The following is a 23,796-nucleotide window of genomic DNA, read 5'->3' on the forward strand; positions in this document are numbered from 1 at the left end:
GTATAGGCAATTGCTCTTGCTCCTTACTCCTTGCTCCTTGCACAAGCGAGGCAAGCGGTGAGTTCTGGCGGCAAGAAAGCTGAGAAAAAATATTATTTAAATTATGGGTGATAGTGTTACAATAATAAGGGAAAATGGATGTGGAGGTTGAATATGAAAATTAAACTTGGATTATTATATGGTGGGAAATCTGCCGAACATAAAGTGTCATTACAAACAGCGAAGGCAGTTATAAAAGCATTAGACTTATCGAAATATGAAATTCATCCAATATATATTACGGAAAACGGCGAGTGGGTGCGTGGCGCCCAGCTTCAAGGACCAGTTGAAGATGTCAAACAGCTTCAATTAAAAGAAGACGGAGCAACGATCTCTCCTGTTGCATTGAATACTGAGATTTTTCCAGTACCAAGTGGTAGTGTTGAGAAAAGTCAGCAATCTCAAGAAAAAATGGACGTGGTTTTCCCATTGCTCCACGGACCGAATGGGGAAGATGGTACCGTTCAAGGTTTATTAGAACTAATGAACATTCCGTATGTGGGGAACGGCGTGCTTGCGTCTGCTGCAGGAATGGATAAAGTGATGATGAAAAACATTTATGCCCAGGCTGGTATCAAGCAGGCAAAGTACGTATGGTACATTCGCAGTGAATGGGAAAAAGATGCGGAATCGGCTTATAAAAATGTCGAAGAAAAGCTTGGCTACCCTTGTTTTGTAAAGCCAGCGAACTTAGGCTCAAGTGTCGGAATCAGTAAAGCGAAAGACCGCGAAAGCTTGGTAAAAGCATTTGAGGAAGCATTTGAATATGATCGTAAAATTATCATTGAAGAAGGAATTGACGGGCGTGAAGTGGAAATCGCAGTACTAGGTAATGAAGATCCGCAATGCTCTGTTGTTGGGGAAATTGTGCCGAAGACAGATTTCTATGATTATAAGGCGAAATATGAGGACGGGGATACTGGCCTTGTTATTCCAGCTGATATCACAGATGCTGAGTACGAAGAAATTAAGCGCGTAGCAATCCAATCCTTTAAGGCCCTTGATTGCTCTGGTCTCGTTCGCGCCGACTTCTTTTTGACAAAAGACAGTGAAGTTCTCATGAATGAAGTGAATACCATGCCAGGCTTTACCCCATTTAGCATGTTCCCAATGCTATGGGAAGAGTCAGGAGTGCCTTATTCTCAGCTAATTGAAAAGCTAGTGGCGTTAGGTGTCGAGCGTCATGAGGAAAAACAGAAGATTAAATATACATTTTAAGCATAACAATAGTAATGAGGTTGACTCTGACATGTAGATGAAGGGTCAGCCTCCTTTTAGGTAGGTTAGTTACATAGATAGGTGAGAAATCAGTACGTGGAAAATCCGTTAACAGGGTCTAGAATGGTGAAGGATCAAACCACAACCATGGGAGTTTTTGACTTGAATATGTTTTTTCCACATAAACTGTTATTACTGGGTATTTTAAAGGAGCGATATAGATGATAAAACGCAAGTTAACAGATATAGCTGCGTGGGTAAATGGAGAGGTTGTTGGTCCAGTCGTTGCAGATGCGGAAGTTGTAGGTGTTTCCACCGATACGCGAACGATCAAGCCAGGAAATCTCTACATTCCAATTGTAGGGGAGAATTTCAATGGACATGATTTCGTGGAGAGTGCTATCTCATCTGGAGCTACAGGAGCTCTTTGGGGAAAAAATCAGCCGAATCCACCTGATAATGTGCCATTGATTCTTGTTGAGGATACATTGTTGGCACTACAAGAGTTGTCAAAAAAGTATCTTGCCAGTATTCCAGCAAAAGTGGTTGGAATCACAGGCAGTAACGGGAAAACAACGACGAAGGACATGGTGACCTCCGTGTTAGGAACGGCCTTTAAGGTGCAAAAAACGGAAGGTAATTACAACAACCACATTGGGCTCCCGTTAACTATCTTGAGCCTTGAGGAAGATACGGAAGTGGCTGTGTTAGAAATGGGCATGAGTGGAAGAGGCGAAATTGAGCTTTTATCCAACATTGCAAAGCCAGATGCGGCCATCATCACGAATATCGGTGAGTCGCACCTCCAGGATTTAGGGTCGCGCGAGGGGATTTCTGAAGCGAAGTTTGAAATCACAACTGGCCTCAAGGAAGGCGGTGCATTTGTGATCCATGGGAATGAGCCTTTACTTACGGAAAAAGTTGTGGACAGTCCTTTTAATGTGATCACGTTCGGGAGCTCCGATACTAATGATTATTATCCTAAGGAGATCGTTCAGAAAAGCGATGGTACTTATTTTAAAATTAATGAAGCAAACGGTACGGAGTTTTTCATTCCAGTACTCGGCAAGCACAATATTAATAATGCTTTATCCGCGATTGCAGTAGCACAGCAATTCACCGTGTCGGTGGAAAACATTAAGAAAGGTCTTGAATCCATTAAGATTACGGGAATGCGAACGGAGCTTCTTCAAGGGAAAAACGGGGTAGCGGTTATTAATGATGCGTATAACGCGAGCCCAACTTCCATGCGTGCGGCAATTGAATTGCTTCAAGACCTTAAGGATTATGGGAAAAAAATAGTCGTGCTTGGTGACATGCTGGAGCTTGGTGAAAATGAGGACATCTTCCATTTTGAAGTAGGAAAAGGGATTGATCCTGAAAAAATCAGCTATGTATTTACTTACGGGGAACTTGGTCTGAAAATTGCAGAAGGTGCTAGGGAGATTTTTTCTGAAGAGCATGTTCTAGCATATACGGACAAACAGGAATTGATTGATAAGTTGAAATCTGTTGTGGCTGAAGGGGACATTGTGCTAGTCAAAGGCTCTCGAGGCATGAAGCTAGAAGAGGTTGTCAATGCGTTGATGATCTAATGAGGGCAGGTTTTTTCTGGGAATTCTAGGGGGGAGCTTGTGAATAGCTGGTGAATTGCGAGTTGAGGGTTGGATTTGGAATTGTGGGATGTGGATTGAGGATTGAGGATTGAAGTATGTAGAATGTGAAACATGGTTTGTGTATAGATATAAGATAAAGAGCTTAATTAGTTTGCTGAGGCTGCCCAAATGTCACTTTTGGGCAGCCTCAGTTTTATTAGAAGATACTTTGCTTGAAATAGAACCCGAAGCGCTCGGGAGGGAGTCGCTCCGGGCACTATCCCCGTCATTAGTTCCCGAAACCATAATGGGATGAGCGCTCCGGGCACTATCCCCACTCATTAGTGCCCGAAACCATAATGGGACTTGCGCTCCGGGCACTATCCCCGCACCTTAGTGCCCGAAACCATAATGGGACTTGCGCTCCGGGCACTATCCCCGCTCAATAGTGACCGAAACCTTAATGGGAGTTGCGCTTCGGGCACTATCCCCGCACCTTAGTGCCCGAAACCATAATGGGACTTGCGCTCCGGGCACTATCCCCGCACCTTAGTGCCCGAAACCTTATTAGGAGTTGCGCTTCGGGCACTATCTTGAGTTAGTCTAAAAAGTAGAGACTTAGTAATGGGACACAGTCTATAATTAAATTAACTAATAGGAGAGGGATGTGGCCCAGTGTCTCAGAAACGTTATTCACAAGAATATAAAGAATATGTAGTCAAGTTAGTGTTAGAGGAAGGACGAAAAACAACAGAATTGGCTTATGAACTTGAGATCTCGCCAAAGTCTGTATCGCGGTGGGTAAGGGAGGCTCGTGAAGAGTTAAGAAGCAAATCAGAAGGAGAAGAGTATGTTACACCGAAGGAACTTAAAAAGATAAAAGCTGAGTATGAAAAGCAGCTTCGTGAGAAAGAAGAGGAGAACGAAATCTTAAAAAAGGCAATGCACATCTTCACGCGAAACCAAGAATAAAGTATCAATTCATAGATACGCATCGTGATGAACATACGGTTGTGAAGATGTGCAAGGTATTAAAGGTTTCAGTTAGTGGTTATTACAAGTGGGTGGGGCGTCAACGACAGGGTCCCACTGAGAAAGAGATTTATAGGCAAGAGCTATGTCAAAAGATCAATAAATCGTTTCATGAGAGCTTTGGAACATACGGTAGTCCACGTATCCACGCTGACCTCATTGAATGGGGATATACGGTTTCTCAGAAGACAGTTGCACGCTTGATGAAAGAAATGGGATTAAAAGCAACCCAGGAACAAGCGTATGTCGTGACAACAGACTCTAATCACGAATTGCCGTTATATACAGACTTAGTCAAACGAAATTTTACTGTCGATGAACCAGACAGGTTATGGGTTACTGATATAACTTACATCCGCACAGTACAAGGCTGGGTTTATTTAGCGACGGTCATGGACCTCTTCTCACGTAAAATTGTGGGTTGGTATATGGCTGACCACATGCGTGTAGAATTGTGTAGTACTGCTTTAAAGATGGCTCTGGTTAACAGGTCGCCGTCAGAAAAGCTAATTCATCATTCAGATAGGGGGTCTCAATATTGTTCGAAGGAATATATAGATCTCCTAAAGGAAGAAGGCTGCCAGATTAGTATGAGTCGCAAAGGAAACCCTTACGATAATGCTTGTATTGAATCTTTTCATGCCACAATCAAGAAAGAATTGATTTACAGAAGACGCTTCAACACAAAAGCAGAGGCGATGAAGGCTGTTAATTATTACATAAGTGCACGTTACAACAAGCGCCGTAGGCATTCAACTTTAGGGTATGTAAGCCCAGATCAATACGAATTTAATTTTCTCGCAGGCCAGCAATTAAAAGCGTCATAAGTCGGACAGTAAGATGACAAACTATGAATAACCAAATTTTACAAGGACTTAAAAGTTGAAATACACTAGCATTAGACAAGGATTACTGACTGTTTTCCAGAGAAAAAGGGACTCTACTTTCTTGACATAAGTCCATATCCCCGCTCATTAGTGCCCGAAACCTTAATGGGACTTGCGCTCCGGGCACTATCCCAGTACATTAGTGCCCGAAACCTTATTGGGATGAGTGCTCCGGGCACTATCACCGCTCAATAGTGCCCGAAACCTTAATGGGACTTGCGCTTCGGGCACTATCCCCGCTCATTAGTGCCCGAACCCTTATTGGGATGAGTGCTCCGGTCACTATCTCTACTCATTAGTGCCCGAAACCTTAATGGGACGAGCGCTTCGGTCACTATCCCCGCACCTTAGTGCCCGAAACCTTATTGGGATGAGCGCTCCGGGCACTATCCCCGCACCTTAGTGCCCGAATCCTTATTAGGAGTTGCGCTTCGGGCACTATCCCCGCTCATTAGTGCCCGAAACCTTATAGGGACGAGTGCTTCGGGCACTATTAATAAGAAATAGTAGCTGAAGCGCTAGATTCCCAGTTCCTTCGGGAAGTTATCACGGTACTAATTGCCCGAAGCCGGTGATCGGACCAGGTAAAGGTAAAATAAATTGGTTTTAATTGCCCGAAGCAGATGAGTGGACCTTGTAAAGGTAAAATAAATCGAGTTTAATTGCCCGAAGCAGATGAGTGAACCTTGTAAAGGTAAAATAAAATGGTTTTAATAGCCCGAAGCCGGTGATCGGACCAGGTAAAGGTAAAATAAATGGGCTTTAATTACCCGAAGCAGATGAGTGGACCTTGTAAAGGTAAAATAAAATGGTTTTAATTGCCCGAAGCTGGTGATCGGTCCTAGTAAAGGTAAAATAAATCGAGTTTAATTGCCCGAAGCAGATGAGTGAACCTTGTAAAGGTAAAATAAAATGGTTTTAATAGCCCGAAGCCGGTGATCGGACCAGGTAAAGGTAAAATAAATGGGCTTTAATTACCCGAAGCAGATGAGTGAACCTTGTAAAGGTAAAATAAAATGGTTTTAATTGCCCGAAGCCGGTGATCGGACCAGGTAAAGGTAAAATAAAATGGTTTTAATTGCCCGAAGCCGGTGATCGGTCCTAGTAAAGGTAAAATAAATCGAGTTTAATTGCCCGAATAAATCGAGTTTAATTGCCCGAAGTCGGTGATCGGACCAGGTAAAGGTAAAATAAATGGGTCTTAATTGCCCGAAGCCGATGAGCGAACGTGATAAAGGTAAAACAAACTAGACTTAACTCCTCATAGTCATAGTGAGGCACAGAAAAAAGGCAATTAAACAGTTTTAATTGCCCGAACCCATTTATTAAGCAATCTAAAAAGGTAACTTAAAAGCCTCAAATCGATTGAAACACCAAAAACCAAATTAGTTAAGTACAAATCAAATGGACCAAGTTATCCGCCTTGTAGGAACCAAAACCAAATATATACCATTACCCTTATTTTAAGAGGAACCCCACTTTACCGAATATATACCATTACCCTTATTTTAAGAGGAACCCCACTTTACCGAATATATTCCATTCACCTTATTTTAAGAGGGTCAAATACAATACCGATACTTACAGCCCCACCTTATTTTTAGTAGGAAACGATCCCGAATATTTGCCATTCTCCATCGTCAGTCAGTGAAATGATGACGTCGTCCACGACACCGGAAGTTTCGTTATCCATCTTAGTTCTTATATCGACAATCACAATATATGTTTCGCTTGTTGTGATAAGTGGTTCGACTGCTTCAGGAACTTGGACTTCAAGACTGACTTTATCAATAGAACGAATGGAATATTCCTCAATTGACCAGTCATAGAGGGTTTTGTGATCCATGTACATGTTAATGTAATCACGTTCCGTAATCCCTATATAGGTTAAGTAATCAGGATACATGAAGGAAATGGACTCTGCAAACTCGTCCTCCTGCAAGTGAGTATAATAGCTATCCACAACCTCGAGAACAGCAGCTTCTTTCTCTGTACTATCTACACCTTCATTACCTGCATCATCTTCGCCATTGGCTTGATCGTTCCCATCCTCTGTTTTCGATGAGTCAGTGTCTTCAGAACTAGTGTCTTCCTCTGTGCCAGTATCTTCAATTACATCATCTTCTTCTTCGATAACTTCTTCGTCTAAAACCTCGTCCTCTTTAGATTCCTCTGACTCTATATCACCATTGATTTCCGACTCTTGGTCATTTTCTTCTGAGTGATTTTCTTCAACACTAGTTTCATCAGTTCCATCGTTAGTGGATTCCTCCACTTCGTTTTCCGAACCATCTCCTTGACTACTCTCACTGTCGTCTGAGGAACACCCAATTAGCATTGCAGCAACTAAGCCAACCATCAACATGAACGCAATTATGCCCTTTTTCATTTGTTTCCTCCTTTAATAATCATGCTAACTACTATATGTAATTAGGAGGAAGTGCGTGACTGCGTTTTTTGTAAAAATGCTATGCTGTTGTTTTGAATAGAAGATTGACTTCACGGAGTGTGAATTAAAACAGTTGGAACTTCACAACGCAGAAACGTAACCGAAACCTCTCGTGTTATTTAATTAATCCTGCCTCTTTAAAGTTGTTGGCTTTACAATTGACGCAGGTTTTGTGAGCATTTTCCTTCGTTTTTGCATAAACGGTTTCGATGAATGTACCACATTTGTAACAGGTAATGTCCACTCGTGTTAAATTCGCGGACTTTGGTTGACGGTCTAGCTCTCTTTGTTTTCTCATCTTATCTAAGGCATTCAAGGCTCGTCTTCCGCGCTCTGTTAACGAGAGGTTGTTTGCGTTGTCTGTTTCAATGATTGCTAGTTTCGACATCATCGAGAGAAAGTCTCTGTCACTAAGAATAATAGTCGATTCTTTGAGGACAGACGGGATGAATGTAGTTTCTTCTCTGTATTGAAAAAACTCAGGAATGTCCCACCCACGCTCAAAAGCGTATTGTTTTCTGATTTCCCACTCTTGTTTTCGCAAAGATGTTAAATGGTTGTACCACCCAAATACACTGATCGGTTCGAGGGAGGAGATCATTTGTAATAACTGATATAGTTTCCCGTCGTTCTCTATTTTTTCATCGATAATTCCATTTATGAGATGGTATAGCTGTCTCAATAACAATTGATCTAAATAGTACTTTAAAAAAGCATCGGTTGTAGGGAAAGTATGGTTTTTTCCGTTTATCGTCAGTCTGTTGTTTAATAAGTTATACGTTGGACCAACTTTTCTTGTATCTATTCCATCGATGGTGATCTTGCCTAATTTCCATTTGATATCGATGATCATGTTATAAGAAGATGCATCCTGTCTATACATGCTGTCAAACATAAAATATCCCCCTAATCACTATATCCAACCATTTTTTTCAGCAACGGAAATGGCTTCAATACGGTTCTTGGCTTCCAGCTTATTAATAATTTCTGACATGTAATTTCGAATAGTTCCTGCGGATAAGTATAACTCTTTTGAGATTTCCTTCGAGGTTTTTCCAGTAGCAGCAAGTCGTAGTACTTCTTGCTCCCGTTCTGAGAGTGGATTGTCCCCTTTGATACTTCCAAAAATGAGTTCGTGGGCAAATTCCCGTTTTCCCTTCATCACATTGCGGATAGATTCTGCTAGGTCGTCACTGGATCCGTCCTTTAGTAAATATCCATGGACGTTGGCTTTAAGTGCCTGCTCGAAATAACCTGGGCGGGCGAAGGTGGTTAAAATGATAATCTTGCAATCTGAATTCTGGCGATTTAATTCTTGTGCCACCTCAAGTCCAGACATGTATGGCATTTCGATATCGATGAGGCAGACGTCAGGCTTTAAGGAGAGAATGGCAGCTAAGGCTTCCTTCCCGTTTTCAGCCTGACCCACTACATCAATATCGTCTTCTAATTCTAAAAGAGAGCCAAGGGCACCGCGAAGCATTCGCTGATCTTCAGCTATGAAAATACGAATCATGACAATGCACCTTCCTTTCGTTCTTGTACGATGATTGGTACAGATAAGATGAGTTGTGTTCCTTTTTCACCTAGTAGTGTCATTTTACCATCTATTAATTCGAGACGTTCCTTCATTCCAGATAAGCCATTGCCGAAGTCTTCCGATTGTTCAAATCCAACGCCATTGTCATCTACCATAATTGTTACTTCCCCTTCTGTTTTTTCAAGGGAGACGGTACAGTGGTCTGCACCACTATGCCTTACCACATTTGTGATAGCTTCCTTTAAGCATAGGCTGAGAATATTTTCTGTCACGCTTGGAAGGCTTTCCAGGTTCGTATCCCCATGAATATCAAAAGAAATTCCTGCAGCCTTAAGGATCGATTCAGATTCCACGAGGGACTCTGCCACAGAGGTGGAACGCATATCGGAAACAAGCTCTCGAACTTGGGCGAGGGCAGTTCTGCACGTCCGTTCCATTTCCGCTGCTTCTGTTTTTGCACGAGCGGCGTCCTTTGTTGTTAATTTAGAAACTAGCTGGGCCTTTAGGGTAAGGAGGGAAAGGGTGTGGCCCAACGTGTCATGTAAATCGCGGGCGATCCGCATTCTTTCCTCCCGCTTTACCAACTCTTCAATTCTTTCATTTGCTTCTTCTAGCCGTTGTTCCAACTCCATACGGCTGTTCATGGAACGAATGCCAAAGGGAGAAAGGAGCATGATGAAGCAAAAGATAAGGAAAAAGAAAAGTCCTGCTCCATCAAAAGATTGGATATGAATCGAAATTGGAATAAGCAAGGCGACTGCAAACAAAACAAGAGCTCTGTAGAACGCGGTTTTGTTAGGGAACCAGCCGATAAAGTTCGCTGGGAAGAAGCCTAGAAAAATATTGTTTATGTTATAGAAGGTTGCTAGAATCATAATGATCGCAACCTGAAGACCGAGCCAGTACACAAAGGCCTTCGTTTCGAAGGAAAAATAAAGCTGCCTGTAAGTGACAAGGAACATGGCGATTAGCAGACCGCCAACAACGAGCTTCCAACCTGATTCATCACGCAAATTATATATGGGCATGGTTACGTATATAAGGAAAACGTATGGGAAGAAACCATATCTTCTAGGAAAAATCTCGAACCTCTTTTTTTGATCACGTGCCATAAAGTTACACCGCCACTTCTTGTTTACTCCTGATATACTTCGATAATACAACAAATACGACAAGATATCCTGCTAAAACAATTAAGTTCATCCATTCCGGGTTTGCGCCACGGATAATTTGCCATGCGCCATTTCCAAAATTATAGGAAGGGAGCCAGACCCCGATATTCTGAATGAACTGTGGCATCGTATCTAGTGGCATCCACATTCCACCGGATATAGCCAGTACCATGTAAAGAAGATTACTTACCCCAGAGGCAGTATCCACTTTTTTCATTGCCCCAATCAACGTCCCTAAGGCGAGAAATGTGAAAGATCCAGCGAGTATCCAAAGATAGCTGAAGAGCCATGCTTGAACGGATAGGGAAACGCCATTAATGATCGCCCCTGCAGCGAAGATCACAATAATGGAGAACGTATGAATAACCGTTTGACCCATCATTTTTGCAAAAAAGTAAGCACCGTCTGATAACGGGGTGATTCGCATAAATGTGGCCCACCCTTGTGACCGTTCCTCAACAAGTCGGATTCCTAGTGTCATAATCGCAGTTCCCATCACACTAAACGTGGTCATGGACATTAAATAGTGGGCCTGCCATTCCTGGGCATTGTCAATTCCTGTGTTAAAAATTCTAGTGAAAAGCACGTAAAATAAAATTGGCATCATGAGTGACCAAAACACATAATATGGGTTTCTTAATATTCTTAAGGCTTCTGCTTTACATTGCATCCAAACGGCATTCATTTAAATAACCTCCTCTTTGACAGTGAGACGCTCAAAGGCATCTTCAAGACGTCCTTGTTCAATATCGATTTCTTTAACTGGCAGCTGGCGCTCAAATAGGATTCGTAGGAGCGCGTCCGTATCACTCGTCTCCACAATGAATCTATCTCCGTTTGCGATAACTTTGGACACGATTGGTAGCTTTTTAAGGGCGAAGACAGCTTCCTTTTGGCCAAAGTGCTTGAATGTCACTGCTTTTTTGGTGAGTCTACTTTTAATTTCAGCAGGAGTGCCGTCTTCAATGACTGCTCCGTTGTGAAAAAGTATGATCCGTTCTGCCACGTCGTCAGCTTCCTGCAAGTAGTGTGTTGTAAAAATAATTGTTTTCCCCCGTGCTTTCAAATCATCGATTGTTTTCCAAAACAAGCTCCTAGATGTGACGTCCATTCCTACTGTGGGTTCATCGAAAAAAAGAAGGTCTGGGTCACCTGCCAAAGCAAGTGCAAAGGCAAGTCGACGTTTTTGTCCAGCAGATAACTTTTCTGCCCGCTTTTTTAATTCTTCTTTGGTAAATCCGGTAATCGTCACAAGCTCCTCATAGGGTAGTGGCTTCGGATAATAGCTTCGAAATAACTGGAGAATTTCCTTCACTGTTAACGCATCGATAACGCTCACTTCCTGCAGCATTGCTCCGATTCGTTCCAATACCTTTTTTTCTTTTGGCTTCTGATTGAATACCCTGACTGACCCTGTGCTAGGCTCTAGTAAACCAAGTAGCATCTTGATCGTCGTGGATTTCCCCGCCCCGTTAGGTCCGAGGATTGCTGTGATTTCCCCTTTTCTGATCGAGAAATTCAAATCATCAACTGCTTTTTTTCCTTTGAAAACTTTAGTAACGCCCTTTAACTCTGCCATTACTAGCTCTTGGTTTGGTTCTTTCGTTTTGATTGCTTCGGTTGTTTGCGTTTTGTTCATCGCTTCGATCGTTTTCATTGCTTCTGTTGTTGTTGTTGTTGTTGTTTTTGGTTTGTTCATCGTTGCTTCCTTCGTTCTTTTCTTCGCTTCCATTGTCAACCACCTCCGTTTGTCTCTATATTTAGTGTAAATGGGAGGTGGATTGTGGGTTAGTGGATTTAGTCATGAAAAAAAATGACTTTAGTCATGAAAAGGGGAGTGGGGGAGTCAAAATTAGTCCGGGTATTTTGTTATATTGCAGAATGCGGCCAGGAAACTAGGAATCTTACATCAAAGCTGCCGGTAATCCCAGCCCTTATCGACAGATTTACGTTTTTGAGGATCAAAACTGCCGGTAATCCCAGCTCTTAATCGACAGAATTGCGTTTTCAAACATCAAATCTGTCGGTAAACCTTGCTCTTATCGACAGATTAGCGTTTTTGAGGATCAAAACTGCCGTTAATCCTTGCTCTTATCGACAGTTTTGCGTTTTCAAATATCAAAACTGTCGGTAATCCCAGCTCTTATCGACAGCTTTGCGTTTTCAACCATCAAAACAGTCGATAATCCATGCTCTAATCGACAGCTTTGCGTTTTCAAATATCAAAACTGTCGGTAATCCCAGCTCTTATCGACAGCTTTGCGTTTTCAACCATCAAAACAGTCGATAATCCATGCTCTAATCGACAGCTTTGCGTTTTCAAACATCAAAACTGTCGGTAATCCTTGCTCTAATCGACAGCTTTGCGTTTTCAACCATCAAAACAGTCGATAATCCATGCTCTAATCGACAGATTTGTATTTTCTAACATCAAATCTGTCGTTAATCCATGCTCTAATCGACAGCTTTGCGTTTTCAACCATCAAAACAGTCGATAATCCATGCTCTAATCGACAGATTTGTATTTTCTAACATCAAATCTGTCGTTAATCCATGCTCTTATCGACAGATTAGCGTTTTCAAACATCAAAACTGCCGTTAATCCATGCTCTAATCGACAGATTAGCGTTTTCAAATATCAAATCTGTCGTTAATCCATGCTCTAATCGACAGATTTACGTTTTCAACCATCAAATCTGTCGGTAATCCCAGCTCTAATCGACAGATTTACATTTTCAAATATCAAAACTGTCGGTAATCCCAGCTCTAATCGACAGATTTGCGTTTTCGAGGATCAAATCTGTCTGTTATCCCAGCTCTAATCGACAGATTTACGTTTTCGAGGATCAAATCTGTCGGTAATCCCAGCCCTTATCGACAGATTTACGTTTTTGAGGATCAAAACTGCCGTTAATCCATGCTCTAATCGACAGCTTTGCGTTTTCAAACAACAAAACAGTCGGTAATCTTTGCTCTTATCGACAGATTAGCGTTTTCAAACATCAAAACTGTTGGTAAATAGAATCCATGCTCTTATCGACAGCTTTGCGTTTTTACTCGCGGAATCTAGTCCGCGATATTGCAGATTGCGGCCTAGGTTTGGAGGGACGGCGGAATCTATGCCGCATTTTGAGGAAATGCGGCATAGGTTTGGAGGGGGCGTGGAATCTAGTCCGCATTCACCCAAAATGCGGCGAGGAAACCAAGAGAAAACAAAATCTAGTCCGCATTCAACGACAGAGAATGTGGACTAGATTGACAGCGAGCCTAAGCTCAACACTTCAGTTTTTACGCAGACAAATGACTTTCATCTCCTGAATCAGGCTTCTTCTCTTTACTGTTTGGTATGATGATATTCAACACCAATACTGCTATGGCGCCGACTGCCGTACCAGAAGATAGGATATAGTTAGCAAAGTCAGGAACAGCATATAAGATTTCTGGTGGAAGAATGATTGCACCGATTGTCAGTAAGATTGGAATACCGATGACGATCATATTTCGGTCATCAATGACGATATGTTGGATTACTTTTAACCCGTTCATAACAATGGCCACACACACAACTCCGAAAATACCGTTAATAACTGGTGAAGGAATGCTTGTGATCAGTGCAGATAATTTAGGAATGAGTCCTAATGCTACTAGAATAATACCGGCAGCGATAATTGCCATTCTACTTGCGACACCAGTGATGGCGATGATTCCAGCGTTTGAGGAATAACCAGTTACAGGTGTACCACCAAATAAGGAACCTACGAAACAACCCATACCTTCCCCAACAGAAGCACGATTTAGTTTTTTGTCATCTAATTCTTTTCCAGTAACTTCAGACACCACGAACCAAGTACCAGTCGTTTCAATCAAGATAATCATATAGATGAAGACCATGATTAAGATTGCTTGTAAATCAAATACTGGTGCACCGAATGGGAAGAAGCCAGGTAAAGCGAACCATTTTGCCTCTCCAACTGCTGAGAAATCCAGTGTACCGAAAAATGAAGCCGTAACTGTTCCAACAAAAATTGCTAGAATAACGGATACTAAACGGAAGAAGGTACCATATCCTTCTTGTTTTCGCCCAAGAAGAATACAAATAACTAAAACAGCCGCAGACACAAAGGCAATGAGAATGTTGTGTCCGACGTTTCCAGATGCACTATAAATGTTATTGAAGGCAGCTGGCATTAAAGAGATACCAACGATGACGATCACTGTTCCCCCTACGAGTGGAGGAATGATTTTCCTTACTACTTTTGCGAAAACTTTTAGGGGATATCCTAAAATTGCGATCAATAGGGCCCCAGGAATAAGACTTCCGAATACGGCTCCTAAACCGAGGTTTCCACCAATGGCACCTAAAGCACCAATCGGTACATACGAAGGCCCCTGAACTACAGGTAATCGAATTCCGAAGATGGTTTGAATAAGGGTTGCAATTCCTGCTGCTAAGAAACACATTTGTACAAAAAATGATGTACCTAATGCATCCATTGCTAATAATCCTGCAATAATGATTGGGGCAATGTATAAGTCCATCGCAAGTACGTGCTGCATACCAAGGACGGTTGCTTTCCCCCAGCTTATCTTTTCGTCAACGCCAACAAAATTGTTCGGTTTTTGCTGATTCTGTTCCACGTGCAATTCTCCTCTGCAAGTAATTTTTAATAAGAATAATAGATGAAAGCTTATGTAATGAGCTAATCATTCCGAATCGATCTCTGGAAAAATTAAAACATCATGTTTTGCATTATATACAAGATGTTAACGTGTGTAAATACAAAAGGCGTACATTTATTAATTTTATTTCGTAGAACGTTCGGTTTTTGGGTTGACTTTCTATATATTACTTCATAGAATAGAGTTAAATTAGGTTTTTGAAAGGGAGAGAGATATGTTAGTTGAAGATCAAGTGTTACGAAATGATTGGATCGTAGCTAGTAAGATAGATGATGTGAAGGAAGCACCATTACAAGTGACAATCTTGGGGGAAAGGGTTGTGCTCTTCCGTAATGAAGAAGGAATTCATGCATTTAAAGATTTATGTATTCACCGAGGGGCTGCTCTCTCATTAGGGTGTGTAAAGGATGGGAACCTTGTATGCGCCTATCATGGTTGGGAATATGATTCAGATGGGGCATGTAAGAAGATTCCACAGCTCCCAGAAGGAAGACAGATTCCTTTGAAAGCAAAGGCAATCAAGTTTTCCACAAAGGAGGCGTATGGTTTCGTTTGGGTGAACTTAAATAATAATGAACCAGAGTTGTTCCATTATCCTGAGTTTTCAGATGACAGCTATCGCCATGTGTTATGGGGACCACAAGAAGTGAACGCAAATCCACCGAGAATCGTGGAGAACTTCCTTGATGTAGGTCATCTTGCTTTTATCCATGAAGGATTTTTAGGAGTGCAGGAGCATCCAGTTATTAATGATTACGATATTCATTGGGAGGACGACAGGGTTTATTCCGATGAGATCGCGATTTTTCAACCGGATCCAGACGGCTCTGGGGAGTCGAAGGACGTTTACTATACATATGAGGTGAACCGTCCGTTGAGTGTTCGTTTTACGAAAAGAGATCCTGATACGAATAACAAGTTCACGATTCTTTTGACGATCCTTCCTGTTGCAGAGCGTAAGTCGATTGCTTATGGCGTTATGTCATTTAACTATGAGAATGAATTGAGTGACGAGAAAATAGTTGAGTTTCAAGATATGATTTTTGCCCAAGATAAGCCGATTGTGGAAAACCAAAAGCCTGAGGATCTGCCTCTTGATTTGCAAGTAGAGCTTTCCTTGAAGTGCGACATGATGAGCATTGCGTACCGTAAGTATTTGAAAAAATTAGGTGTTACTTTAGGGACGGAGTAGATAATAGGTTGGTTAGCAGTTCAGTTCCACACGAGTTTTTGCAAAACAGAAAGGGTGTCTTCCTAACATGAAACTAATTAAAAATGGCTATGTCTTAACAATGAATGCAGATAAGGAAATCTTTGAGCACGGAGATGTTCTCGTAGATGGATCCGTTCTCAAGGAAATAGGGCAGATCAATGAGGCGGATTATCCTGGAGCGGAAGTGATAGACGCGGAAGGTAAAATCGTCATGCCGGGGCTTGTAAACACGCACGTCCACCTTAACCAACAGCTAGGAAGAGGGATCGCTGACGACGTGGATTTATTGACGTGGCTTCGGGAGCGGATCTGGCCATATGAGAGCAATATGACGGAGGAAGATGTGTATGTCTCTGCATTAGCTTGCTGTGCCGAGTTAATTCGTTCTGGGGTGACGACGTTTGCGGAAGCTGGAGGGCACGGGATTGATGCCATGGCTAAAGCTATAACGGAATCGGGTTTACGTGGGATTTTATCCAGATCTACGATGGATTCTGGGGAAGGATTGCCAGCTTCATGGGTAGAGCCGACAGATGTCTGCCTGCAAAAACAAGTTGACCATTATCATAAGTGGAATAATACAGTGGATGGCCGAATTCGTTATTGGTTTAATATCCGCACGATTTTTAACGCAACAGACGAACTGCTCGTGGAAACGAAAAAGCTAGCAGATCAGTTCAATGCTGGTATACATATGCATATTGCAGAAATCGAGGACGAGGTCCAACTAGTGAAGGATACGCGTGGTGCGACGACTGCAGAGCATCTTGGAAACCTAGGGGTCTTGGGAAAAAATTTATTGTCGGTCCATACGGTGTATATGTCTGAACTTGAATTAAATTTATACCAAGAGCACGGAGTGAAGGTTTCCCATAATCCTGGTGCAGCAATGAAAGTACTTGGTTTTCCAAAGATTCCTGAAATGCTGGAAAAGGGGATTTGCGTGGCAATTGGAACGGACGGTGCACCAGCCAACAATAGAATGGACATGTTTCAGGAAATGCACCTCACCTCTTTGATCCACAAAGGGCGGTTAGCTGATCCTCAAGTGGTTCCAGCTTATCAAGTGCTAGAAATGGCGACGAGAAACGGTGCCCAGGCGCTTCTTTGGGAGGACGAAATAGGGTCGTTAGAGGTTGGTAAAAAAGCTGATTTAATCATTGTTAATCCTGACGACTTCGGAAGTCTTCCACTTCATAATCCTGTAGGAAATCTCGTATATAGTATGAGTTCAAGCCGAGTGGAATCGTCCATGTGTAACGGGCAATGGGTGATGAAGGGTCGCAAGCTTGTTCACATCGATGAAAACGTGCTGATCGAGCAAATGAAAAAGCATGGTAGAGAGATTATTGAAAGAGCGGGGATTGTGTTGTAGAAGGAGAGTCCTACTGGTTTGAGGTTAATGGATAGAACGGAAGATTCTTTTAGTGTGAATCTCATATTAAAAAGGTAAGGTATCTGAATCTAAAATTGTAAGATAGCAAAACCGTAATATATAACCCATTTTATAGAGTAAAACAAATAAGCCCTCTGAAGCTAAAAGCTACTTCAAAGGGCTTTTATTTGTTTTTGTTGGTAGATACCAATAGTTTATTTGCATGAATGATAACGATGTACTAGAAAATAATTAAAGTGACGGCTTTTTGTGAGTCGAATATACTAGGTGTTTCATCATATTTTTCAGTGGCTAAAATGACGTGTTTGTTGATATTTATAGACATTCTTTTCGCAAAACTAGGCTATAAGTATCACAAAAGATGTGCGAGTAATCAATTTCAATTTTTAACTGGACAAAACACCCATATAGTACTATTCCTTTTTCTAGAATTATAATCTCATAATATTATAGATTTGGATTATTTATCCAAAGGTTGTAAATATATTCTTCTACAGCTGATAAAAATACTAGATTGAGTTATGAGGTGAAGGAATTGAGATTATTTAAAAGTGGAATCATCGCAGGAACTATATTAATAATGTTGATGGCGTGTTCAGGGGAAGGTGAAACAGGAGGAAGTGGTGAAGATGGAGAGACTGCTGATGCAAGTGGTGACCGTTTTTCCTTGGAGAGTTTACCAGAAATTCAGCCAGGTGAAGACGGAGAACTACGAACATTAAACCTAGACTTTGATTATGAAAATGCGTTGACCATGGAAGAATTTAATGACCAGTTTAGTGAGTTTGGGAAATTATTTTTTATAGAAACTGATGGTGCTTCTAAAAACGGTGCAGTATATGATGATGGAGTAATATATCTCTTTGGTGATGACTTTGTTCGAGCCGTTGAAGAGGATACGAATGAAGAACTATGGCAAGTAGATTTAGGGTTTAGGTATACAGCTATGCACCAACCTCTTTATTCATATGGTGAAGACGCCTTTTTGTTCATTGAATATGATGGTAATCCAACAAACGAATATAAGGTTGTTAATAAAGATGGGACGATTCGATATGAAGGGACACTTGATGAGGTATCCTCTATAAGTCAAGTATATTTATTTCCTGAAGACGACACGATTTATTTTTTCGACCGAGCCGTTGAGCTTTTTGAAGCAGCTTTTGATTCGGACCTAGAACATGAGTCGTATTATTTTAAATATAATTTTGAAAATGAAGAATTAACTAGGTTAGAGGTTCCGCCTGTACATAGTGATTCAGGTCATTCAGGTAACTACACGTTTGTGAATAAAGAATTAATTCGAATTATTGATAGTAATTTGGAAAAATATAATGGAGAAACATTTGAACTAGATTGGAGTTTAGAAGGAGAAAGAAATTGGTATTCAGTGATGACACAAAATCATGATGGTAGTGAAGAAGTATATATATTAAATCGCTATGAAGAGGTAACACGAGTACATGATTTAAGCACGGGAGAAGTTTTACGTGAATATCCAATGGACGGTGATTATCGCTATTCCAATCAAATTGGAAGTGGTTTTCGCTTTGGTAACATGGTTTACGTGGAAGATCAAACAAGACGTGGTATGGGCTATGGTTTCTTTAATTTAGAAGAGGGAACGCAAACTTTAAATTTTAGAGAAGATATTAACAGGGCAGTCCAATGGAATGACGGAAGGTTCCATTATAGTTTTGGTAGAATTAGAGATGCAGAAACTGAGGAAATGCAAATGGTATTTCTTGCTTATGATATCCATACGGAGGAGCATATTGCTTCTGTTATCATGCCGGAGTATTTTAGTGAAATTGATAACACGCGTCATTATCTGAATAATGATATATTTTTGGCTAAGGAAGACATTGCTATTGGATTTGTAAGAAATTAAAAGAGGTAATTGCCTATATTCATAAAATTGTGCGAAAATTGTGCGGGACCTGGTCCCGCACAATTAGGTGGAACTTCGACTTACGATGTATTGCTGAACGATATAAAAAAGACCTGTACTAGATTATTAATCTTGGTACAGGTTTTTTGTGAGTTTTCAGAAAATTGTTGACACTCGTGATTTATAAGGTTACACTACATATAACTAAAAGGTTATATGTTTTTTTCTGGAGGCGAGGGGTTGGGCATGACTGATATATATCGAGCACTAGGCGATCCAACGAGACGAAAGATTTTAAGTATGCTCAAACAAGGTAATAGAACCCAAAAGGAAATAGTTGAAGCATTTCAAATTTCTCAACCGGCAATCAAAAAGCATTTAAAAATTCTTTTGGATGAAAAAATCATATCAGAGAGTATGAGTGGGAAGTATCGTATTTACTCACTAAATCGTCATACACTCAAAAGTTCCTACAATGAAATGTTGGAATACATCGGAGAACTACTTGATGATCAACTCATAAGGCTAAAAGATTATGTAGAAAAAGGAGAGGAAAGAGATGAAGAACATTAAGGAATCTGTGAAGAGAGACATCGTTGTTAATGCACCTTTGAAGGTTGTGTGGGAAGCGCTAACTAAAGCTGAGCACTTAAACCGATGGTATACGAAAAATGCTGAAATAGAATTTCATGTTGGTGGTAGAGGTTATATGGACCACGGCTGGGGAGCTAAATCTGAAGGTGTATATACAGAAATAGATCCACTTAAACGATTTGTGCTTCAAAGTCTTGATGGGGATTATACTACTATTACAACCTTAGAAGAAGTTGAAAATGGCATTAAGGTTAGTATTGAGTATCAGGCTTCTTACCTTGATGAGATGAACCAAGCCTCAAAGGAAAACATGCTTTTTGGCACACTCCAGTTTTTAGAAAACTTGAAAAGTGTTTATGAATCCGGTACTGATAATCGATTAAAGTTTTGGAAAACGTGGATTGGTATTGTTCATGCAACAAATGAGAGTGGATTAGGAGTAAGGGTTATAGGGGTGAAGGAAGGCTCGGTGGCTGCTGATGCTGGAATAAGGTCAGGGGATATCATTGTTGCAGTGGACGATGAAAAAGTAAACGGGTATGAGCAATTTGAAAGAACACTTAATTGTAAACATGTGGATTCGCGCGTGCTATTGACGGTGGAGAGAGAAAATGAAGAGTTACAGGTGGAATGCGTTGTAGCATCTTATCCTGTACCTTATTAATAGATAAGAGTTCGTGTGAAATTTAAGAAGGTTTGGGCGTACATATTCAGGGGAAATGTACGTCCTTTTACTTGTATAATTATATGGTCATGTTTTTTGAATGGAGTTTTATATTAGACTCCAACGGCCCGTGGTAAAGAAGACACTGCGAGGAATGAGCAAATGTCCAACTTGTACCTAGCGTGAAAGGGAGCCCCTGTAACAGAAAATTAACTCAATTTTTAACATAGCAAAATAAATTTAAATCTAAAATGAAATACATACTTCTGGAATTCGTCTAAGTTAATAGATGCATCTAATAATGGGGGAGAGGTTATGTCCGACAAGAAGGTAATTTCAGCATGGTTTCATCAATACAGTGATGATATTTATCATTACTTGATATATCGGATTGGGTATCAGGAGGCGGAAGATCTGCTGCAGGAGGTCTTCATCCGAGCATGGAATAATCTTGACTCCTATCAGGGAGACGCGAATCCGAAGACTTGGCTACTGAGTATTGCAAGAAATATTGCAATTGATCAATTTAGAAATAGAAAACGTAGCTTTTGGAAAAAGATGATTCCGTTTGAGGGGAAGCATGAAATGTCGGGGAAGGATACGCCCGAAAGCGCCTTACAAATGAATGAAGAAAAACGAGAAATTTACCATGCGCTCCGAAATATTAAAGTAAATTATCGGGAGGTTCTCATATTAAAAGGAATTCAGGAGCTATCTGTTCGAGAGACAGCTGAAGCGCTAAATTGGAGTGAAAATAAAGTACGATTAACGTATTTTCGTGCAAAGGATGCGTTGAAAAAAGAACTGGGAGGAGGAATGGATCGTGAAGCATGAAAAGCATGATTTTTTAGATGAACAACTAAAGTCAATGCCAAAACCACCTCTGAGTGATGATAAAAAGCATATGCTTCATGACATCGTGATGAAGCAAGAAATCCCGGAGAAAGAGACAGGAAATAATTTTTTCAAAACAAATATCATCCAAGGGCTTGGAGGGTTTGTAGCTATTGCAGCGTTGCTCTTATTCGTCTATGGGGCAACCACCTTACTCGAGACACCTGGACAGCAAGGTGGAGCAAATCAGGAGGAAAGCTGGCTGCCAGATGATGTTGATGGTGAGACAACAATAAAAGAGTATCTGTTTGTGGGGGAAAGTGAGAATTGGGTTGGTGAGTTCTATTATTATGGCGAAGAGGTTTGGTGGGAAAACGGCGGTGTAACAAAGCGAGATGGCAATAACTCTGAAGAGGTAGTCGTTACTTATAGAGGGGAATTAGAAGAGTTGGCATCATTGCAAGAATTTGTGATTACCTATTCCTTGGGGAGCAACAGAGGTAGTAATAGTAGCTCAATGCGAACGACTTTTGATCACCCGCCACATAAAAAGGAATTCAGTACTTCTGGAAGTGGTGGTGATGGAAGGCTTTCAGAAGAGGATAGCATACATGTTTCAGTGATTTGGGATGACCAGGAAGAAACGATGGAGTTAAAGATTTCTGATGAACTCAAATCATGGGATGGCGCTACGGGTCCAACGATTCACCATGTGAAGTGGCGTGCGGAAAACTATCTTTCTCATGTGATGGGTCCGGAGGTGGACATTTATCTGGAATGGGAGTTGGTCATTGGTGATACATGGGACGTAGACGAGGAATTGGAAAGGAACTTGATCGTATTAACTACTGAACCGGTAGCAGGGGATTATCAGGAAGAAGTAAGGGACATCGTTGGCAGGGATTCACATGTTGAATTTATTATTATGGAGTATACAACGGATCAACTATTTGAAAAACATCGCTACATTTACGATAGTATTTTCGGGAGTGGTGAATTCCAAACGGAAAACTTTGAAATTAAAGATGTGTGGGTAAATATTCTTCAAAATCGAGTGGAAATTGGTATTGATCCATTGAACGAGGAAAATACCCAGGAAATTTATGAGTACTTTGGGGAAGACATGATTAACGTTGTTGAAGAAAAGGGCTATGGAATGAGTGAGATAGGAAGTGATGAGGAGACAACGGATTGATTCTAATGAGGAAGAGGATGAGGAAGTTTCGGTCCCTTATGTAGACAGATGTAGAAGACATGTTTGGTTAACTAATATATTGGAGTATTTGAGGGAGGAAGCCTGTATCAGATTAGTTGGTAATCTAGGTACAGGCTTTGTTTTGTTGGGATTTAGTATTTTAGTGGTGTGCATTGGTATGCAGTTGGCGAACACTGCCCTATGTTTGTTTACCCTATGATGCGCTGTCCTCAACTAGTTAATGCTAAATAAGCTGGACAAAGCAGCTGTTATTATTGATGTACGGGGTTGGCTAGCTTGGCCCTGTCTTCATTGAACCAACAAAAAAAAGCAAACTAATCTTCTCTACCCTCTATTTTCCTGCTCTTGAAATGGTCGTTCTTTCCTTACCGTTACTAGGCTGTGCTGCATCTTTACTCTTAATCATGTTTCGTTTTGATTTTGATTTTTTACTCAATGCATCGTCATTCCTTTCCAATTAGTTTATCAAGCTTATTTTGATCATAAAGAGTGGGAATTATGTGTGGGTAGGGGGAGGTGTGTGTGGAGGGGGGGCGGTTGACAGGATTGTTTAATATTGGAAAAAATAGTACGGTAGCCTTCATGGAGTGTTTACTTATTTATTTTGTTGTAAAAAGATGAGATGGAAGTGGAACTATCAGGTAGTGATGTCAAAGGACTTGGTTAATCTTTAGTGAATGGAGGTTATGACGCCAGAAATTGAAGGGAAGTCAAAATCTAGTCCGCAATTTTGAGAAATGCGGCCAAGAATTGAAGGGAAGTCAATATCTAGTCCGCATTCCTAAAAAGAACCCCTGTGAACGCAAGAACCGTCCCTGCGTTCACAACATTAAAACATATGTTTGCTGACAGGAATGTGTCAAATTGCCTTGTTATACTAAGGCTCATAAGAATGATTTAATGGGGGGATTTTCATGTTATCTCAACCGTATTTTTTAGCTGTATGTAGTGAAAGACCAGATGAGAGGTTTAGTTTTTGGTACACTGTCTATTTTGTTAATAACACTGGAAAGGATATTGAAAAGCTGTCATTTCAAACTGGGTCACTTGTTACAACAAACAAAGAAATCATTCCATCACCTAGGCTCAAACATGTGGTTGGGAAAGTTCCACAGTATAGTTCCATTGAAATTGACCTAGAAGAGGAGGATTCCTTTGATAGTGTTTTTCATCTTCACTTCGAACTAGAGTTTCAGGACAGCATAGAGGAAAAAAGCTTTATGATCGGCAGAAACTTAAGTGGGGGAAGGAAGCCATTCCATGAGTTACCTGTCCTCAACAAAATTGGTTATGCCTTCAGCAGCGGAAGCATGGCCCCAGAATCTCAACAATATGTGCAGTAGACATAAGGGAGTGGATTTTTCCAACCATGGGAC

21 protein-coding genes are annotated in these 23,796 nt (G+C 41.0%); 14 read left to right on the forward strand and 7 right to left on the reverse strand.

The features are described from left to right. Positions 1-153: 153 nt before the first annotated feature. From BW724_RS03895 to BW724_RS03915, 4 genes are all read left to right on the forward strand, one after another. Positions 154-1,257 carry a D-alanine--D-alanine ligase gene (locus tag BW724_RS03895; RefSeq protein ID WP_088073777.1) on the forward strand — a complete coding sequence of 368 codons (1,104 nt, stop codon included), beginning with the start codon at positions 154-156 and terminating at the stop codon, positions 1,255-1,257. A gap of 221 nt (positions 1,258-1,478) precedes the next feature. After that, entirely contained in the window at positions 1,479-2,852 is a 1,374-nt protein-coding gene (locus tag BW724_RS03900) for a UDP-N-acetylmuramoyl-tripeptide--D-alanyl-D-alanine ligase (protein WP_088073779.1), read from the forward strand. Between the two features lie 675 nt (positions 2,853-3,527). Then, positions 3,528-3,824, forward strand: a complete 297-nt coding sequence (locus BW724_RS03910; RefSeq protein ID WP_235848887.1) for a transposase — start codon at positions 3,528-3,530, stop codon at positions 3,822-3,824. 11 nt (positions 3,825-3,835) lie between these two features. After that, a complete protein-coding gene (locus BW724_RS03915) occupies positions 3,836-4,711 on the forward strand; it encodes an IS3 family transposase (RefSeq protein WP_235849063.1) in 876 nt (291 codons plus the stop codon). A 1,660-nt stretch (positions 4,712-6,371) separates the two neighbouring features. Here BW724_RS03915 and BW724_RS03920 read toward each other — a convergent pair. The 6 genes from BW724_RS03920 to BW724_RS03945 all read right to left on the reverse strand — a co-directional run bounded on the left by BW724_RS03920 (position 6,372) and on the right by BW724_RS03945 (position 11,511). After that, positions 6,372-7,160 carry an ICP22 family protein gene (locus BW724_RS03920; RefSeq protein WP_088073786.1) on the reverse strand — a complete coding sequence of 263 codons (789 nt, stop codon included), beginning with the start codon at positions 7,158-7,160 and terminating at the stop codon, positions 6,372-6,374. A gap of 175 nt (positions 7,161-7,335) precedes the next feature. Then, a complete protein-coding gene (locus BW724_RS03925; protein ID WP_088073788.1) occupies positions 7,336-8,115 on the reverse strand; it encodes a hypothetical protein in 780 nt (259 codons plus the stop codon). An 18-nt stretch (positions 8,116-8,133) separates the two neighbouring features. Continuing rightward, positions 8,134-8,736 carry a response regulator transcription factor gene (locus tag BW724_RS03930; RefSeq protein ID WP_088073790.1) on the reverse strand — a complete coding sequence of 201 codons (603 nt, stop codon included), beginning with the start codon at positions 8,734-8,736 and terminating at the stop codon, positions 8,134-8,136. Next, positions 8,733-9,872, reverse strand: a complete 1,140-nt coding sequence (locus BW724_RS03935; RefSeq protein ID WP_088073791.1) for a sensor histidine kinase — start codon at positions 9,870-9,872, stop codon at positions 8,733-8,735. Before BW724_RS03935 ends, BW724_RS03930 begins: the two co-directional genes overlap by 4 nt. Positions 9,873-9,876: 4 nt before the next feature. Further along, positions 9,877-10,617 (reverse strand): ABC transporter permease, encoded by a 741-nt coding sequence (locus tag BW724_RS03940; protein ID WP_088073793.1) that lies wholly within the window; start codon positions 10,615-10,617, stop codon positions 9,877-9,879. Further along, entirely contained in the window at positions 10,618-11,511 is an 894-nt protein-coding gene (locus tag BW724_RS03945; protein WP_088077667.1) for an ABC transporter ATP-binding protein, read from the reverse strand. Between the two features lie 1,540 nt (positions 11,512-13,051). Here BW724_RS03945 and BW724_RS24240 point away from each other — a divergent pair. Continuing rightward, positions 13,052-13,186 (forward strand): hypothetical protein, encoded by a 135-nt coding sequence (locus BW724_RS24240; protein ID WP_268876140.1) that lies wholly within the window; start codon positions 13,052-13,054, stop codon positions 13,184-13,186. 34 nt (positions 13,187-13,220) lie between these two features. Here BW724_RS24240 and BW724_RS03950 read toward each other — a convergent pair whose 3' ends face one another. Continuing rightward, entirely contained in the window at positions 13,221-14,570 is a 1,350-nt protein-coding gene (locus tag BW724_RS03950; protein ID WP_088073794.1) for a uracil-xanthine permease family protein, read from the reverse strand. A 256-nt stretch (positions 14,571-14,826) separates the two neighbouring features. Here BW724_RS03950 and BW724_RS03955 point away from each other — a divergent pair, with 256 nt between their 5' ends. From BW724_RS03955 to BW724_RS03990, 9 genes are all read left to right on the forward strand, one after another. Beyond that, on the forward strand, positions 14,827-15,804 hold the full coding sequence (locus tag BW724_RS03955; RefSeq protein WP_088073796.1) for an aromatic ring-hydroxylating oxygenase subunit alpha: 978 nt from the start codon (positions 14,827-14,829) through the stop codon (positions 15,802-15,804). A 67-nt stretch (positions 15,805-15,871) separates the two neighbouring features. Then, complete coding sequence (locus BW724_RS03960; protein ID WP_088073798.1) at positions 15,872-17,200, forward strand: amidohydrolase; 1,329 nt, start codon at positions 15,872-15,874, stop codon at positions 17,198-17,200. A 556-nt stretch (positions 17,201-17,756) separates the two neighbouring features. Next, the gene (locus BW724_RS03965; RefSeq protein ID WP_088073799.1) at positions 17,757-19,112 is read left to right on the forward strand and encodes a hypothetical protein; all 1,356 of its coding nucleotides are present in this window, start codon (positions 17,757-17,759) and stop codon (positions 19,110-19,112) included. A 246-nt stretch (positions 19,113-19,358) separates the two neighbouring features. Next, positions 19,359-19,685 (forward strand): ArsR/SmtB family transcription factor, encoded by a 327-nt coding sequence (locus BW724_RS03970; RefSeq protein WP_235849064.1) that lies wholly within the window; start codon positions 19,359-19,361, stop codon positions 19,683-19,685. Next, the gene (locus BW724_RS03975) at positions 19,672-20,370 is read left to right on the forward strand and encodes an SRPBCC domain-containing protein (RefSeq protein WP_088073801.1); all 699 of its coding nucleotides are present in this window, start codon (positions 19,672-19,674) and stop codon (positions 20,368-20,370) included. Before BW724_RS03970 ends, BW724_RS03975 begins: the two co-directional genes overlap by 14 nt. A 315-nt stretch (positions 20,371-20,685) precedes the next feature. Further along, positions 20,686-21,204 (forward strand): RNA polymerase sigma factor, encoded by a 519-nt coding sequence (locus BW724_RS03980; protein ID WP_088073802.1) that lies wholly within the window; start codon positions 20,686-20,688, stop codon positions 21,202-21,204. Then, positions 21,194-22,399, forward strand: coding sequence for a hypothetical protein (locus BW724_RS03985; RefSeq protein WP_088073803.1), 1,206 nt, complete (start codon positions 21,194-21,196; stop codon positions 22,397-22,399). The genes BW724_RS03980 and BW724_RS03985 overlap by 11 nt, the downstream gene beginning before the upstream one ends. Then, complete coding sequence (locus BW724_RS23155; protein WP_140354902.1) at positions 22,380-22,619, forward strand: hypothetical protein; 240 nt, start codon at positions 22,380-22,382, stop codon at positions 22,617-22,619. The genes BW724_RS03985 and BW724_RS23155 overlap by 20 nt, the downstream gene beginning before the upstream one ends. A gap of 715 nt (positions 22,620-23,334) precedes the next feature. After that, positions 23,335-23,763, forward strand: coding sequence for a hypothetical protein (locus BW724_RS03990; protein ID WP_088073805.1), 429 nt, complete (start codon positions 23,335-23,337; stop codon positions 23,761-23,763). Positions 23,764-23,796: the final 33 nt, after the last annotated feature.

Source organism: Litchfieldia alkalitelluris (genome assembly GCF_002153425.1).
In the GTDB taxonomy this organism is placed as follows: domain Bacteria; phylum Bacillota; class Bacilli; order Bacillales; family Salisediminibacteriaceae; genus Evansella; species Evansella alkalicola.